This is a genomic window from Streptomyces spiramenti (assembly GCF_012034385.1).
Taxonomy (GTDB): Bacteria; Actinomycetota; Actinomycetes; order Streptomycetales; family Streptomycetaceae; genus Streptomyces; species Streptomyces spiramenti.
Genome location: NZ_JAAVJB010000014.1, coordinates 34,616 through 48,710, shown reverse-complemented (window position 1 = coordinate 48,710; position 14,095 = coordinate 34,616). Strand labels below are relative to the sequence as shown.

Below are 14,095 nucleotides of genomic sequence, written 5' to 3'. Positions count from 1 at the left end.
GCGCGGCGGGCTCACGACGAGTAAGGGGGCCTGACGGCCCGTAACGTACGCTGACTCCTCGGTCGGCCCGCGGCCGGCGCGTCGCCGAGAGTGTGCGAGGAGCAGCATGACGGACGCCCGCCCCGTCTACCAACGGATCGCAGACGACCTGCGCCGCAGGATCGACGACGGCACTCTCCCCGTCGGGTCGCGCATCCCCTCGCGCTCCGAGCTCCGGCGCGCCTACGACGCCAGTGACCAGACGGTCGACCGCGCGGTCCGCGTCCTGAAGGCGGCCGGCTACGCCCACGGCCAGTTCGGTCGGGGCGTCTTCGTCAGCGACCGCGTGCCCATCGGCGCGCTGGTGAGGGCGCCGCACTCCGTGGACACCCCGCTCGCCGCCCGCCTGGTGCTGGCCTGCGGGGTGAGCGACACCGGGGACGACGCCCTGCAGCCGCCGACCGGCGGCCCGTCCGGGCCGCCGGAGGCCACCCCGCATCTGGCGTGGGAGGCCACCTCGACCACCGGTAACGCCCCACCGCTCGTCGCCGAGCGCCTCGCACTCGGGGCCGGGGCGCCCGTCGTCCGCACCGCGTACGAGTTCCTCGCCGACCGGCGCCCGCTCCAGCTCTCCGTCAGCTGGGAGCCCCTCGCCCTGACCGGCGGCACCGAGGTGGAACTGCCCGATCGTGGCCCCTATGCCCGCTGCGGGGTCCCGGGGCGCTTCGCCGCCATCGGGATCCGGGTGGTGCGGGCCAGGGAGGCGGTGGGCTCCCGCCCCGCGTCGCCCACCGAGGCGGAGGCGCTCGGCTGCTCCCCCGGCCAGTCCCTGACCGTCGTGGAACGAACCCACTACGACGACCACCGGCGCCCCGTGGAGACCTCTGACACCGTGGTCCGGGGCGACCGCTGGCGGCTGGAGTACCCGATCGACCTCGCGGCGCCCCACCCCGCCGTCGCCCGCTGACCCCCGCTTGCTGCCCCCGCCCGCCCGGTCCGATGCCGGCTGCGTCAGCCGTCCCTGCCACGGTGTTCCGCGGCCTCCGCGTGGACCTGCGCCAGCCCCGGGCTGCCGTGCTCCGCCCAGAGCCGCCCGCAGCCGACCACGTCCACCTCCCGGCCGGTGGCGAGGACCACCACCGGCAGCCCGGCGTCGTCGCGCCCCCAGCGGGCGCCCGCGACGCTGCGCACCACCACCGTGCCCAGGCAGAGCCCGGCGTCCGTGCCGAGCTCCTCGCGCTCCGCGGGATCCTCGCGCCAGCGCGGCGGCAGCTGGTCGAGCGCGCCCAGGGACCCGGGGCCGTCGTCCATGACGACCCCGGCCGCAGCCGCGTACTCGCGCAGCAGCTCGCACTCGGCGAGCAGCTCCGTGACGCCGCTCTCGTCCGGCCACCGGCGACCGTGCGCCCGGTCGGGGCCCGGCCGGCGGTGTCGTGACAACCTCATCGGCCCAGCGTGGCACCGGCCGCCCCCCGGCGCTCACCGGGAGGCCGCGCGCGGCTCCGTCGATCAGCCGGCGGTCTCGACGTCGAGATCCACCACGACGGGGGCGTGGTCCGAGGCGCCCTTGCCCTTCCGCTCCTCGCGGTCCACGTAGGCGTCCGACACGGCCCCCGCGAAGGGCGCGTTGCCGTACACGAGGTCGATCCGCATGCCCTTGTTCTTCGGGAAGCCCAGCATGCGGTAGTCCCAGTAGGTGAAGGGGTGGTCGTACTTGAGCGGCCGGGGCACGACGTCCCGCAGTCCGGTCTCCCGCAGCGCCGCCAACGCGGCGCGCTCGGCCTCCGTGACATGCGTGGCGTCCGTGAACTGCGCGATGTCCCACACGTCCTCGTCGGCGGGGGCGATGTTGAAGTCCCCGAGCACGGCGAACGGCCGCCCGCCTGCCGCGTCGGCGGCGACCGCCGTGCGCAGTGCGGCCAGCCACTCCAGCTTGTAGGTGTAGTGGGGGTGGTCGACCTCGCGGCCGTTGGGGACGTACACCGACCAGACCCGCACGCCCCCGCAGACCGCGCTGACGGCACGCGGCTCGACCGCGCCGTCGTACTCGGGCCCGCCGGGGAGCCCCGTGCGGACCTCGCTCAGCCCGACGCGGGAGATGACCGCCACCCCGTTCCAGCGGCCCGTGCCGTGGGACGCCGCCTCGTAGCCGAGGTCGCGCAGCGGGCCGCTCGGGAACGCCTCGTCCCCGCACTTCAGCTCCTGGACGCACAGCACGTCGGTACCCGAGGACTCCAACCAGGCCAACAGCCGCGGCAGACGGGAGGTGATGGAGTTGACGTTCCAGGTGGCGATACGCATGGCTTCTCTTCCTCGGACGTGCGGGGAGCGGACGTGCGGTGTGCGGGCGGCGGGGCCGGGGCCGGGGCCGGGGTCAGAGAGTGAGCGTGCCGCCCGGGATGAGGCGCGTGTACTCCGCGCCGCCCAGCCCCGGCCCCGCAGGACCGAGCTGGCGGCCGTAGACCGCGTGCCCCGGTTCCGCCAGCAGCCCGTCGTGTACCGCGAGGGCCCGGGTGGGGGAGACCTCCCGAACGTAGTCGACGACCTCGGAGAACTTGTTCCACGGCGCGTGGACGGGAAGCAGCAGGTTCTCGACGGGGCGGCCCGGGACGGTGAGGGCGTCACCCGGGTGGAAGAGCGAACCGTCCACCAGGAACCCGATGTTGGTGACGCGGGGGATGTCGGGGTGGATCACCGCGTGCAGCTCGCCGTGCACCTCGACCGAGAAGCCGGCGGCCTCGAAGGTGTCGCCGTTGCCCACGGTACGGATCCGCCCCGGGTACGCGGCGGCGAGCTGCTCGGCGACGCTGCGCAGCGTCCAGACGGTGACCGCCGGATCGGCGTCCAGCGCCGCGCGCAGCCTGCCCTCGTCGAAGTGGTCCGGGTGCTCGTGCGTGACGAGCACCGCCTCCGCCCCCAGCGCCGCGTCGGGCTCGCTGAAGGCCCCCGGATCGACGACCAGGCTGCGACCGGCCCGGCTCAGCCGTACGGACGAGTGCCCCTGCTTGGTGAACTCCATGCGGGCCATTGTGCCCCGCGCCGCCCCCGGCCGGGGGACGCCGGAGCAGCTCGGGCCGCGCGTCCCGGGCCCGTCGCCCCGGGACGGTCGCCGCACGCGCGAGGGGCGGTGGGAGTCTCCTCCCACCGCCCCTCGTCGGCGCGGCCCGCGGTGTCACCGGGCTGCGGTGTCACTGGGCTGCGGCGCGCGCCTCCCGGCGGTCCTCACGGAAGGCGTACACGCGGCGCGCGGTCGCGAACAGCGGGATGACCGCCGCGAGCACCACCTGCATCGAGCAGGCGGTCTGGAGCATCAGCTCGCCGCCGGGGGCGTCGAAGGCCCAGGCGGTCAGCATGCCCATGCACAGGGTGATCCACGCGAGCATCGCGCCGGCCAGCGGGCCGCGCGGCTTGGGGTACTCGACACGGCTCACCATCAGCCACGCCACGCCGACGATCGCCAGCAGCGTCGGCACGAACGGCAGCTCCAGCAGGACGATCGAGACCACGGTCAGCGCGCCGAACGGGCACGGCATGCCCTGGAAGACGCCGTCGGGCATCGACACGCACGAGAAGCGGGCGAGCCGCAGGATCACCGCCAGCAGCACCACGATCGCGGCCAGCGCCGACAGCGGCTCGTGGATGTCACCGACGACCATGCCCCACACCAGCACGAAGTAGGCGGGCGCCAGGCCGAAGCTGATCAGGTCCGAGAGGTTGTCGAGCTCCGCGCCCATGGGGGAGCTGCGCAGCTTGCGCGCCACCAGGCCGTCGAAGAGGTCGAAGATCGACGCGAGCAGCATCAGCAGTACGGCGGTCGCGGCGTTGTTGCGCACGACGCCCACGTCACCGGTGCCCGTCAGGTGCGGGATCAGCACCCCGGAGGTGGTGAAGTAGACGGCCAGGAAGCCACAGGTCGCGTTGGCCAGCGTCAGTGCGTCGGCGATCGACAGCCGCAGCGACAGCGGCATGTCGTCGTCATCGTCCGTGTCGTCCTCGGGAACCCAGGTGCCCTGGGACTTGCGGTCAATCACGGTCAAGGCGAGTCACCCCCGCGGTGGTGGGCTGACCGACCTCGACGGCCGGGTCGATGCCCTCGGGCAGGTAGACGTCCACACGTGAACCGAAGCGGATCAGGCCGATGCGCTCACCCTGCTCGACCTTGCACCCCTGCGGCACGTACGGAACGATCCGGCGTGCCACCGTACCCGCGATCTGCACCATCTCGATGTCGCCCAGCTCACTGTCGAAGTGCCAGACCACCCGCTCGTTGTTCTCGCTCTCCTTGTTGAACGCGGGAACGTAACCGCCCGGAACGTGCTCCAGCGAACGGACGGTGCCCGCCACCGGGGCACGGTTGACGTGCACGTTCAGCGGGCTCATGAAGATCGCGACCCGGGTCCGCCCGTCCGCCCACGGCATGATCGACTGCACCACTCCGTCGGCCGGGGAGATCACCCGGCCGGTCGCGATCTCCCGGTCGGGGTCGCGGAAGAACCACAGCATGCCGGCCGCGAGCACCGTCGTCGGCACGGCCACGGCGGCCCAGCGGCCGGAGTGACGGGCCTTCGCGAGGCTCAGCGCGGCGGTGGCGACGGTCGGCACCACCCACGGGGAGGCACCGCGCGCGAAACGCACTCGGCCGGGTTCTTCGGAGAGAGAGCGGTGGGGCATGGGAGACCATTCGTAGCGGGAGGAGATCGCGCCGAGAGAACGGGCGATTACCAGGAATGCTATCGGCTGTCAGGGGTAACGGAGCAAGCCGCCGCGGGGCATGGCGCCGTCATCGCAGGCCTGGCTGTGCACTTTTCGCCACTCGGGACGTTCGGATGGGGCCCTTCGGCCCGGTTCGCGGCTCTCCTGTGCTCCGTACCCGGCCATGATCACATCCAATCGTCGACTCTCGGACAGTCGCGGGTGGTTACCGCCCGGTGACGGGGCCGGGTGCCGGCCAGTCGGCCCCGTACCCGGGCCGTGTCACCCGCCGTCCTCGGCCTTCGCCCAGCCGTCCTCAGCGCGACGCGGGCGGCTCGAACCGGGACGTGCGGCGCAGCCCGGCGGCGCGCCCCTTGCCGGAGACCACCAGCGCCATCTTGCGGCTCGCCTCGTCGATCATCTCGTCACCCAGCATCACCGAGCCCTTGGCGCCGCCCGCGACCGAGGTGTGGTGCGCGTAGGCGTCCAGGATCAGCTCCGCGTGGTCGAAGTCCTCCTGCGTCGGGGAGTAGATCTCGTTGGCCGCGTCGATCTGCGCGGGGTGCAGCACCCACTTGCCGTCGAAGCCGAGCGCCGCGGTGCGGCCGGCCGCCAGGCGGAACCGTTCGGTGTCGCGCACCGCGAGGTAGGGGCCGTCGATCGGCTGGAGGTCGTTGGCCCGCGCGGCCATCAGGATGCGCATCAGGATGTAGTGGTAGGCGTCGGCCGGGTAGCCGGGGGGCTGCTCGCCCACCACCAGCGACTTCATGTTCACCGAGGCCATCAGGTCCGCCGGCCCGTAGACCAGCGTCTCCAGCCGAGGGGAGGACGCCGCGATCGCGTCCACCGCCACCAGGCCCCGGGCGTCCTCGATCTGCGCCTCGATCCCGATGCCGCCGACCCGCAGACCGAGTCCCTTCTCGATCTGCGTCAGCAGCATGTCCAGGGCTGAGACCTGCCGGGGGTCGCTCACTTTCGGCAGGATCAGGCAGTCCAGGTGCTCACCCGCGCCCTCCACCACGGTGATGACGTCGCGGTACGCCCAGTGGGTGGTCCAGTCGTTGATCCGCACGGTGCGGGTACGGTCCGCCCAGTCTCCCTCGTTGAGGGCGGTCACCGCCGCGAGGCGGGCGTCCTCCTTGACCGGGGGGGCGCAGGCGTCCTCCAGGTCGAGGAAGAAGTGGTCGGAGGGGAGTGTCTGCGCCTTCTCCACGAACCGCGGGTTGGACGCCGGGACGGCCAGACAGGAACGGCGCGCGCGGCGGGGCGAGGCCGCGGCGGGCGGGGTTTCCTCGGGGACGACTGGCACGGGGTTCCTCCGTCGTGGTGGTGCGGTGCCCCGCCGTCACGGTCGGTGGACGGCGGGTGGGTCACAGGGTCGCAGGGCGGGCGGGACGCCGCGGGAGCGGGGCGTGGTCAGCCGTGCTGCTGGAGCGCGCGTTCGATGGTCCGCATCAGCTCCGGGAGTGGCGCGTCGGTGGTGGCGACCGTGACGAGGACCTGGCCGGCGCCCGCCGGGGCCCGTTCCGGCGCCGCGCCGGGGGCGCGTCCGGTGAAGGCGGGCAGTGTGCCGAAGGTGCGCCGCACGATCGCGAAGGCGTGGTCGAGTTCGGCGGCGACGTCCCCCTCGCCGCCGCCGCGGAGCCACCGCCGCAGTACGTGGTTGTGCGCGGTCACCACGGAGGAGGCCGCGACCTCGGCGAGCAGCGGCTCGTCGCCGTTGGGGGAGTCCTCGTCGAACCGGCTGAGGAGGTAGCGGGTGAACAGCCGCTCGTAGCGGGCGACCGAGGCGATCTCCCGCTCCCGGAGTGCCGGCACCTCGCGGGTCAGCCGGTAGCGCTCGACGGACACCGAGGGGGAGGCGGTGTACATCCGCATGACCTCCTTGATGCCGCGGCAGATGGTGTCCACCGGGTTCTCGCCGGGGGTCGCGGCCTCCAGGACGGCGCGGGCGCGCTCCAGGGTGTCGTCGTGGTCCGGGAAGATCGCCTCCTCCTTGGACCGGAAGTGCCGGAAGAAGGTCCGCCGGGCGACGCCGGCGGCAGCGGCGATCTCGTCGACCGTGGTGGCCTCGTAGCCTCTGGTGGTGAACAGCTCCATGGCGGCGGCCGCGAGCTGTCGGCGCACCTTGAGGCGCTGAGCGGCGGGCTGCGGGCGCGGGGACTTCACCGGATGGGCCATGGAGCGAACGTACTGTATCGGCGTCGCCGCCCGTGGTGGTGTCCGTCCGGTCCGCCGAGCCGGGGCGACGGACGCCCGGTCGGGCGTGCGGGGCGCCGTCCGGTCCTCCCCTGCCCGCGGGAGCCGCCCGCGGTTTTCCGCCGGGGCGGGGCGCCCGGTAGATTTGCCGCCGGTCCGGACGGGCCGGTCGCGTGGCCCGATGCCCTGCGCGGGGCGGATACGGCGGAGTGGTGAGTTCTCGGACAACTGCGGCACAGGAGGCCGCGAGGCGGCGGACGTTCGCGGTGATCTCGCACCCGGACGCGGGCAAGTCGACGCTGACGGAGGCGCTGGCGCTCCACGCGCGGGCGATCACCTCGGCGGGAGCGGTCCACGGCAAGGGCGATCGGCGGGGCGTGACCTCCGACTGGATGGCGATGGAGCAGGCCCGGGGCATCTCGGTGACCTCCGCGGTCCTCCAGTTCGACTACCGGGAGAACGTCCTCAACCTGCTGGACACCCCCGGGCACGCCGACTTCTCCGAGGACACCTACCGCGTGCTGGCGGCGGTCGACTGCGCGGTCATGCTGATCGACGCGGCGAAGGGCCTGGAGGAGCAGACCCGCAAGCTGTTCGACGTCTGCCGCCACCGGGGCGTCCCGGTCATCACCTTCGTCAACAAGTGGGACCGGCCCGGGCGCGAGGCGCTGGAGCTGATGGACGAGATCGAGCGCGAGTTCCGGTTGCGGCCGACCCCGGTGACCTGGCCGATCGGCATCGCCGGTGAGATGCGCGGCACGTTGGACGCCCGGGAGCCGGACGCCGCGTTGCGCTACACCCGCGCGCCGGGCGGGGAGAAGGCCGCCGCGGAGGAGCGGTTGGACGTCGGGGCCGCCCGCGAGGTCTTCGGCGACGACTACGACCGGGCCGTGGAAGAGCTGGAACTGCTGACCGAGACCGGCGGCGGCCACGACCCCGAGGACTTCCTCGCGGGGCGCTCCACCCCCGTCTTCTTCGGCGCGGCGCTCTCCAACATCGGGGTGCGGGTGCTGCTGGACGCCGTGGTGGACCTGGCGCCCCCGCCGGCCTCCCGACGGCTGGCGGACGGCGGCGAGCGGCCGGTGGACGCGGAGTTCTCCGGGCTGGTTTTCAAGATGCAGGCCAACATGGACCCCTCCCACCGCGACCGCATCGCCTTCCTGCGGGTCTGCTCCGGCGTCTTCGAGCGGGGCATGACGGTCACCCGCGCGGCCTCGGGGCGCCCGTTCGCCACCAAGTACGCGCACAGCGTCTTCGGTCAGGACCGGACATCGGTGGAGCTGGCGTACCCGGGCGACGTGGTGGGGCTGGTCAACGCGGCACAGCTCCGGGTGGGGGACACCCTCCACACCGGGAAGCGGGTGGAGTTCCCGCCGATGCCGACGTTCGCACCCGAGCACTTCGCCATCGTCCGGCCCACCGACATCGCGAAGTCCAAGCAGTTCCGCCGCGGCATCGCCCAGCTCGACGAGGAGGGCGTGGTGCAGGTGCTCGTCTCCGACATCCGGGGCGAGCAGGCGCCGGTGCTGGCGGCCGTCGGTCCGATGCAGTTCGACGTGGTGCGCCACCGGATGGAGCACGAGTTCTCCTCCCCCGTGCGGTTGGAGACGCTGCCCTACCACCTCGCCCGCGCCACCGACCCCGCCGGCGGCGAGGCGCTCAACCGGTCCCGGTTGGTGCACGGCGAGGCGATGCTGCGCGTCAAGGACAAGGTGACGCTGGCGCTGTTCCCCAGCCGCTGGCACGTCGGCTCCTTCGAGCGGGAGTTCCCCGACTCGCCGCTGGAGCCGCTGATCGCCGCGCACGAGCAGGACTGACGCGTCCCGGCGGGGTCCGCGCCCGGCCTGCCGGGCGCGGACTCACCAGGGGTCGCCCGCCCGCGCGTCGCAGACGAGTCGGCCCTGCGGTTCCAGCCGTACGCCGACCGGGAGGACGAACACCCCGTCGTCGTCGTCCGGGGTCCGTTCCGCGCCGTGCGGCGTGAGGACGGCAGTGGTCCCCTCCCAGCGCAGCCACCCCCGCTTCGCGTAGAACGGCAGCGCCGCGGTGGTCGAGGAAAGCGCACCGAGCTCGTACCCGTCACGGATCAGCCGTTCGGCCTCCGCGACCAGCTCCCCGCCGTGGCCCCGGCCGCGGTGGCGGGCCGCCACCGCGACGCCCTCCAGGTACCCGGTGCGCAGCGTCCGGCCCCGGTGGAACAAGCGGCGGGGCACGACGGCCGCGTGCCCGATCAGCTCGTCGGCGTCGTGGAGCATCACGTGGACGCCGCCCAGGCAGTGGTCCCAGTCGGTGGCGTCCGCGTCGGGGCCGAAGGCCGATGCGAACAGGGCGTGGGCCGCCGCCAGGTCGGCGGGAGTCAGCTCCGCGGTGGCCACCGTGCGCAGGGCTGGTGAGCTCATGGCGCTCATCATGGCAGCCGGCGGACGGCACGCTCCGGCACCCGGGAGTGCGTGCCGAACGCCCGCGGTCCGGCCCCTCGTCGGCGCGGGGTCAGGGGGCCAGCGGCGAGATGAGGTCGGCGACCACCGCGAAGTGGTCCGAGGGCCAGACCCCGTCCACCGGGCGGTCACCGGCGACCCGGACATCCCGTACTCCGAAGGGGCCGGGCGTGCCCAGCGGCGGCATCGAGAGGTGGATGTAGTCGATGCGGGCGTCCACATCCATCGGATGACGGACGTAGGGATTGGCGCCGCTCCAGGTGGCCGACGGCGCGTCCGCCGCGGCGTGCCGCCACACGTCGATCATCGCCTGACCCGGGATGACGGGGGCAGTGCGGACCCCGGCGAACAGCCGCATCTCGTCGGAGTCCGACTCGGAGTTGAAGTCACCCGTCACCACCGTCGGGAAGTCCCCGGCGGGCCTGATCTCCGCCACCAGGCGGGCCAGTTCGCCCACCTGCGCCATGCGCACCGCGGAGCCCGCGGGGGCCGCGTGCAGGTGGGTGGTGATCACGGGGAACCGGGCCGTACCGGCGTCGACGAGCGCGTGGACCGCGACCCGGCCCTCCGGAAGGCCGTCACCGTGCGGCAGCGCCCGGACGCCGGAGTGGGTCAGGGGCCAGCGGCTGAGGATCGCGTTGCCGACCCCGACGGAGGGATCGGTGTGCCCCTGCCAGTACGGCGGAACCCCGGCGGGGCCGAAGACGCACTCCATGCCCAACTGGTCCGCGATCACCGCGGCCAGGTTCTCGGAGCCGGCCGACCAGACCTCCTGCAGGGCGACGACATCGGGGTCCAGTTCCCGCAGCGTGGCGATGATCGCCTGCTGCCGCTCCTTCCACGGTCCGAACCGCCACCACAGATTCCACGTCACTATGCGCACGGCCACGATGGTACGTTCGCCGCGGCCTCGGGCGTGAACCCGTCGGTGTCCGGCGCACGGCGCGCCCGACCTGTGCGACGGAGGTCAGAGCAGGGTCAGCTGGATGGCGGTCGGTCCGTTCTGCCCCGCGGCCTGGCCCGCGCTCCGGTCCGGCGTCTCCCGGGAGCCGCGGAACCGCCGGGACCGGTGGGCGCCGGGACGCGGAAGCGGGCCGATGCCGTACTCGGCCGCGAGCTCGTGGACCTGTCCGGTGACGCGTCGCTGGTACCAGCGCGGCGCGTAGGCGCCGTCGCCGTAGAGCCCGTGGTAGGAGGGCAGCAGCTCGGGGTGGTGGTCGTCGAGCCATTGCAGGAACCACTCCCGGGCCCCGGGACGCAGGTGCAGCGCCAGGGGGGTGACGGAGACGGCGCCCGCGGCGGCGATCGCCCTGACGGTCTCCCGCAGCTGGTCCGGCGCGTCCCCCAGGAACGGGACGACCGGTGCCATCAGCACCCCGACCGGCACGCCCATGCCCGTGAGCGTCCGCACGACGTCGAGTCGCCGCATCGGCGAGGGGGTACCCGGCTCGACGGTGCGCCAGAGGCGCTCGTCGACGAATCCCAGCGACACCGACACCCCCACGTCCCCGGCGTGCGCCGCCCGGGCGATGGCCTCGGCGTCGCGGAGCACCAGCGTGCCCTTGGTGAGAATCGAGAACGGGTTGCCGTGCTCGGTCAGGGCGTCGATGATCCCCGGCATCAGGCGGTACCGGCCCTCCGCGCGCTGGTAGCAGTCGACGTTGGTGCCCATCGCGATGTGCTGTCCGTGCCACCGGCCGGTGGCGAGCTCCTTGCGCAGCAGCTCGGGGGCGTTCACCTTCACGACGATCTGGCTGTCGAATCCGGTACCGGTGTCGAGGTCGAGGTAGGCGTGCGTGCGGCGTGCGAAGCAGTAGACACAGGCGTGCGAGCAGCCGCGGTAGGGGTTGACGGTCCACTCGAACGGCATGCGCGACGCTCCGGGGACCCGGTTGACGAGTGAGCGCGCCCGGACCTCGTGGAACGTGATGCCGCGGAACTCCGGGGTGTCCACGGTGCGGGTGACCACATCCGTCCCGAACAGGCCGGGGGCCGCGTTCCGGTCGTCGTCGCTCAGGTTGTTCCAGCGCATATGTCCTCCTCCGTCCCGACGAGAATAGAACACGTGTTCGTTTGCGTCGAGGGTGGCGGGTCGGGTGTGCGTCGCCGTGGGTCAACGGGCCCGGTGGGGTGCCCTGTTCATCCGACCGGCGCAACGGGGTGGGCGGCCGTTCGAGTGGATTCCACCCACCGTCCGCCGGCCGCGCCCCCGACCCGGTCGGAGCGGGAACCGTTGCGGGGCAAGCGCCGAGGGCGCGCGGTCACGACCGCCGCCGGTTCCGGGCGCCGCGACGCGGGCGTCGCGTGGCTTGCCCCGCTCCGACGCGGCTGCCAGTAATAGGCGCCGACGAGGATCGGCGCCCGCAGGTGGGGCGCGAGGGCGAGAGGGCGGCGGAGATGAGCGTCGACACCGGCCGGCCCGGCTCGGGGCCGCGATCCGCCGGGGATCCGGCGGATCCGCCTGCCGTGGCGGATGGTGCGCGCGTCGTGCTGGTGGTGGCGCCTCCGCTGGTCCCCGCCCCGCGGGGCGGGGCCGACGGCTCGGCGCGACCGGTGCCCGCCCGCCGGGTCGCAGCGGCGGTGCCGGTGCGGGGCGTCGCCCGGTCCGGGGTCCGACCGGCGCACCGCCCGCACGACGGAGCCGGCCGACCCGGCACCCACGGTCGCGTCCCGCCCCGCCGTCGTCCGGAACGCCCGCTCCGCTCCGCTCCGACACGGCGCCGGTGCGCCCGCCTCGCCGCGCTGGTGCCGGCGGCCTCCCTCGCTCTCACCGCCGACGCGCCGACCCCCTCCCCACTGGTTCCGGTACCCCTCTCCACCTGGCACGACGCCTCGGCCGCCCTCTTCCCGGCGCTCCTGCCGCCGGCGGTCGTCGCGCTGCTCGGACTGCTCATCGCCGCCCTGTTCAAGGAGTCCCCGGTGTCCGACCTGACCCCCGTGCCCCCGGCCCGCAACGGCGAGGCCACCTACACCACCGGCGTCGCGCTGCTGGGATCGGTGCGCTCGGCCGGTGGCGCCGCCGTACCCCACGCCGTGCTCACACTCGTCGACTCCGCCGGGCGTCAGTGCGGCCGTGCGGACTCGGGTGAGGACGGCCGCTTCACCCTGACCGGGCCCGGCCCCGGCGGGTACATGCTCATCGCCGCAGCCACCGGTCACCAGCCCCGTGCTGTCGGCCTCACCCTCGCCGAGCGCACCCCCGAACTCGACCTGCTGCTGGGAGGGACCGGACGGCTCGGCGGCAGGGTCCGCACCCCGGACGGCGACGCCGTCGCGGACGCCGTCGTCACCCTCACCGACGCACGTGGCGACGTCGTCGCCACCACCAGGACCGCCGCGCACGGCGGCTACCGGCTCGACGGCCTCGTCACCGGCGAGCACACGCTCGCGGCGAGCGCTCCCGGCCGGCGGCCCGGAGCCGTCCCCGTCACCGTCGCGGGCGGCGAGCAGGCGGACCACGACATCGAGCTCACCGGCGGCGCGGTGCTGCGCGGCGCGGTCAACAACGACGCCGGCAGGCCGGTTCCCGACGCGCGTGTCACCCTCACCGACTCTCTCGGCGAGGTCGCCGGCACGACGCTCACCGGCACCGACGGCCGGTTCGTCTTCGCCGACCTGGCGCCGGGGGAGTACACCGTGGTGGCTGCCGGCTACCCGCCCGCCGCCACCGCCCTGCGGCTCGCCGGAGGCGAGCAGGGCGAGCGCGATCTGCGGCTGAGTCACGACACCGGCTCCGGGTGACCCGCCGCCGGCGCCCAGGCGACGCGCCCGTGCGGGCCGCCCACCGGCGCACGGCAGCGCGTCCGCAGCGCCCGTTGTCCCCGGCGCGCCCCCGCGCCCGTGCCGGGCGGCAGCTGTGCTGCCCCGAACGGAGGGAAGCTCCCGACCGCGCCGGGTGTTCCGTTTTCCGTCCCCGCCCGCTTCCTTACGGTGCGACATGGCTCCGATCAGCGCGGACGGAGTCGCCCGGCCCGCTCCGGTCGCGTCGAAGCCCCGGAAACACCCCAGGGGTGACCGGTTCGTGCCCAAGTGTCGGACAGGGGCGCACGAATGCGCCGGGCGCGGTTCTTCTCGTACCGGTTCGCCACCGGTACCCGAAGGCGTACGGTGGAGCGAACCGGCAGGAGAAGGAGCAACCGTGGTTCCCCAGCCCCTGATCCCCCAGCGTGGCCCCGCCGAACCCGGGCGCATTCCGCTCGCCGTCGTGACGGTCGACGGGCTCGGCGCGGTGACCTCCTGGGCCGGCGGCGCGCACCGGCTCTTCGGGCTGCGGCGCGAGGAGGCTCTCGGGCGACCCGCGGCGGCCCTGCTCCCGGTGTCCGGTGTGATCGACGTGGTCGGCGACGGCGACTCCCTCGGCTCGGCCTACGCGGACGTGCCCGTGTCGCCCGGCGAGGAGCTCCCCACCTCCGGCAGGTTCTGGGGCGGCTGCGACGGCCGCGGCAGCGAGGACGTCCTCTGGTGGGCCTGGCCGCTCACCGGCCCCGGCCTGCTGCGACTTCTCGTCCTGGCCACCGACGGCGCCCGGCTCCACCAAGCCTCCGGCGGCGTCCAGATCTCCGCCGGGTTCGCGCCCCACTCCGCACTGCCGGACCCGGCCGGGCGTGCCGACGCCCTCGCCGCCGCTCTCGGGGGCCTCGACGGCGTCGAGGCCGCCGACATCACCGCGCAGCTGCTGCGCGGCGGCCACCCCATGCTGGAGTCGGCCACCGGCGAACGGGTGCCGGTCCTGCCGCGCACCCCCGGTGTCGCCTTCCCGCAGGCGGGGGCCAGGGCGTAGCCTGCGC

The 14,095-nt window shown here is 74.1% G+C and carries 14 protein-coding genes; 4 read left to right on the top strand and 10 right to left on the bottom strand.

The window, feature by feature from the left end:
- Positions 1–106 precede the first annotated feature (106 nt).
- On the top strand, positions 107–946 hold the full coding sequence (locus tag HCJ92_RS03690; protein WP_167931930.1) for a GntR family transcriptional regulator: 840 nt from the start codon (positions 107–109) through the stop codon (positions 944–946).
- A gap of 44 nt (positions 947–990) precedes the next feature.
- On the opposite strand, the gene HCJ92_RS03685 is transcribed toward HCJ92_RS03690, so the two are convergent.
- The 7 genes from HCJ92_RS03685 to HCJ92_RS03655 all read right to left on the bottom strand — a co-directional run bounded on the left by HCJ92_RS03685 (position 991) and on the right by HCJ92_RS03655 (position 6,852).
- Complete coding sequence (locus HCJ92_RS03685) at positions 991–1,425, bottom strand: DUF6278 family protein (RefSeq protein ID WP_245240546.1); 435 nt, start codon at positions 1,423–1,425, stop codon at positions 991–993.
- 63 nt (positions 1,426–1,488) lie between these two features.
- A complete protein-coding gene (locus HCJ92_RS03680) occupies positions 1,489–2,280 on the bottom strand; it encodes an exodeoxyribonuclease III (protein WP_167931929.1) in 792 nt (263 codons plus the stop codon).
- A 73-nt stretch (positions 2,281–2,353) separates the two neighbouring features.
- The gene (locus tag HCJ92_RS03675) at positions 2,354–2,998 is read right to left on the bottom strand and encodes an MBL fold metallo-hydrolase (RefSeq protein WP_167931928.1); all 645 of its coding nucleotides are present in this window, start codon (positions 2,996–2,998) and stop codon (positions 2,354–2,356) included.
- Between the two features lie 169 nt (positions 2,999–3,167).
- Complete coding sequence (gene pssA / locus HCJ92_RS03670; RefSeq protein WP_209310682.1) at positions 3,168–4,016, bottom strand: CDP-diacylglycerol--serine O-phosphatidyltransferase; 849 nt, start codon at positions 4,014–4,016, stop codon at positions 3,168–3,170.
- A complete protein-coding gene (locus HCJ92_RS03665; protein ID WP_167931927.1) occupies positions 4,003–4,650 on the bottom strand; it encodes a phosphatidylserine decarboxylase in 648 nt (215 codons plus the stop codon). Before HCJ92_RS03665 ends, pssA begins: the two co-directional genes overlap by 14 nt.
- A 337-nt stretch (positions 4,651–4,987) precedes the next feature.
- A complete protein-coding gene (locus tag HCJ92_RS03660; protein ID WP_167931926.1) occupies positions 4,988–5,980 on the bottom strand; it encodes an aldolase/citrate lyase family protein in 993 nt (330 codons plus the stop codon).
- A gap of 107 nt (positions 5,981–6,087) precedes the next feature.
- A complete protein-coding gene (locus HCJ92_RS03655) occupies positions 6,088–6,852 on the bottom strand; it encodes a TetR family transcriptional regulator (protein ID WP_209310681.1) in 765 nt (254 codons plus the stop codon).
- A gap of 191 nt (positions 6,853–7,043) precedes the next feature.
- On the opposite strand from HCJ92_RS03655, the gene HCJ92_RS03650 reads away from it, so the two are divergent.
- Complete coding sequence (locus HCJ92_RS03650; protein WP_338054001.1) at positions 7,044–8,687, top strand: peptide chain release factor 3; 1,644 nt, start codon at positions 7,044–7,046, stop codon at positions 8,685–8,687.
- Between the two features lie 42 nt (positions 8,688–8,729).
- On the opposite strand, the gene HCJ92_RS03645 is transcribed toward HCJ92_RS03650, so the two are convergent.
- From HCJ92_RS03645 to HCJ92_RS03635, 3 genes are all read right to left on the bottom strand, one after another.
- Complete coding sequence (locus HCJ92_RS03645; RefSeq protein ID WP_167931924.1) at positions 8,730–9,269, bottom strand: GNAT family N-acetyltransferase; 540 nt, start codon at positions 9,267–9,269, stop codon at positions 8,730–8,732.
- A gap of 91 nt (positions 9,270–9,360) precedes the next feature.
- Positions 9,361–10,191 carry an endonuclease/exonuclease/phosphatase family protein gene (locus HCJ92_RS03640; RefSeq protein ID WP_338054000.1) on the bottom strand — a complete coding sequence of 277 codons (831 nt, stop codon included), beginning with the start codon at positions 10,189–10,191 and terminating at the stop codon, positions 9,361–9,363.
- An 84-nt stretch (positions 10,192–10,275) separates the two neighbouring features.
- Positions 10,276–11,340, bottom strand: a complete 1,065-nt coding sequence (locus HCJ92_RS03635; protein ID WP_167931923.1) for an Rv2578c family radical SAM protein — start codon at positions 11,338–11,340, stop codon at positions 10,276–10,278.
- Between the two features lie 434 nt (positions 11,341–11,774).
- Between HCJ92_RS03635 and HCJ92_RS03630 the strand changes: the two genes are divergently transcribed.
- Together HCJ92_RS03630 and HCJ92_RS03625 are read left to right on the top strand one after the other, a co-directional pair.
- A complete protein-coding gene (locus tag HCJ92_RS03630) occupies positions 11,775–13,049 on the top strand; it encodes a carboxypeptidase regulatory-like domain-containing protein (RefSeq protein ID WP_167931922.1) in 1,275 nt (424 codons plus the stop codon).
- A 397-nt stretch (positions 13,050–13,446) separates the two neighbouring features.
- Positions 13,447–14,088, top strand: a complete 642-nt coding sequence (locus HCJ92_RS03625) for a hypothetical protein (RefSeq protein ID WP_167931921.1) — start codon at positions 13,447–13,449, stop codon at positions 14,086–14,088.
- The last annotated feature ends 7 nt before the right edge of the window (positions 14,089–14,095 follow it).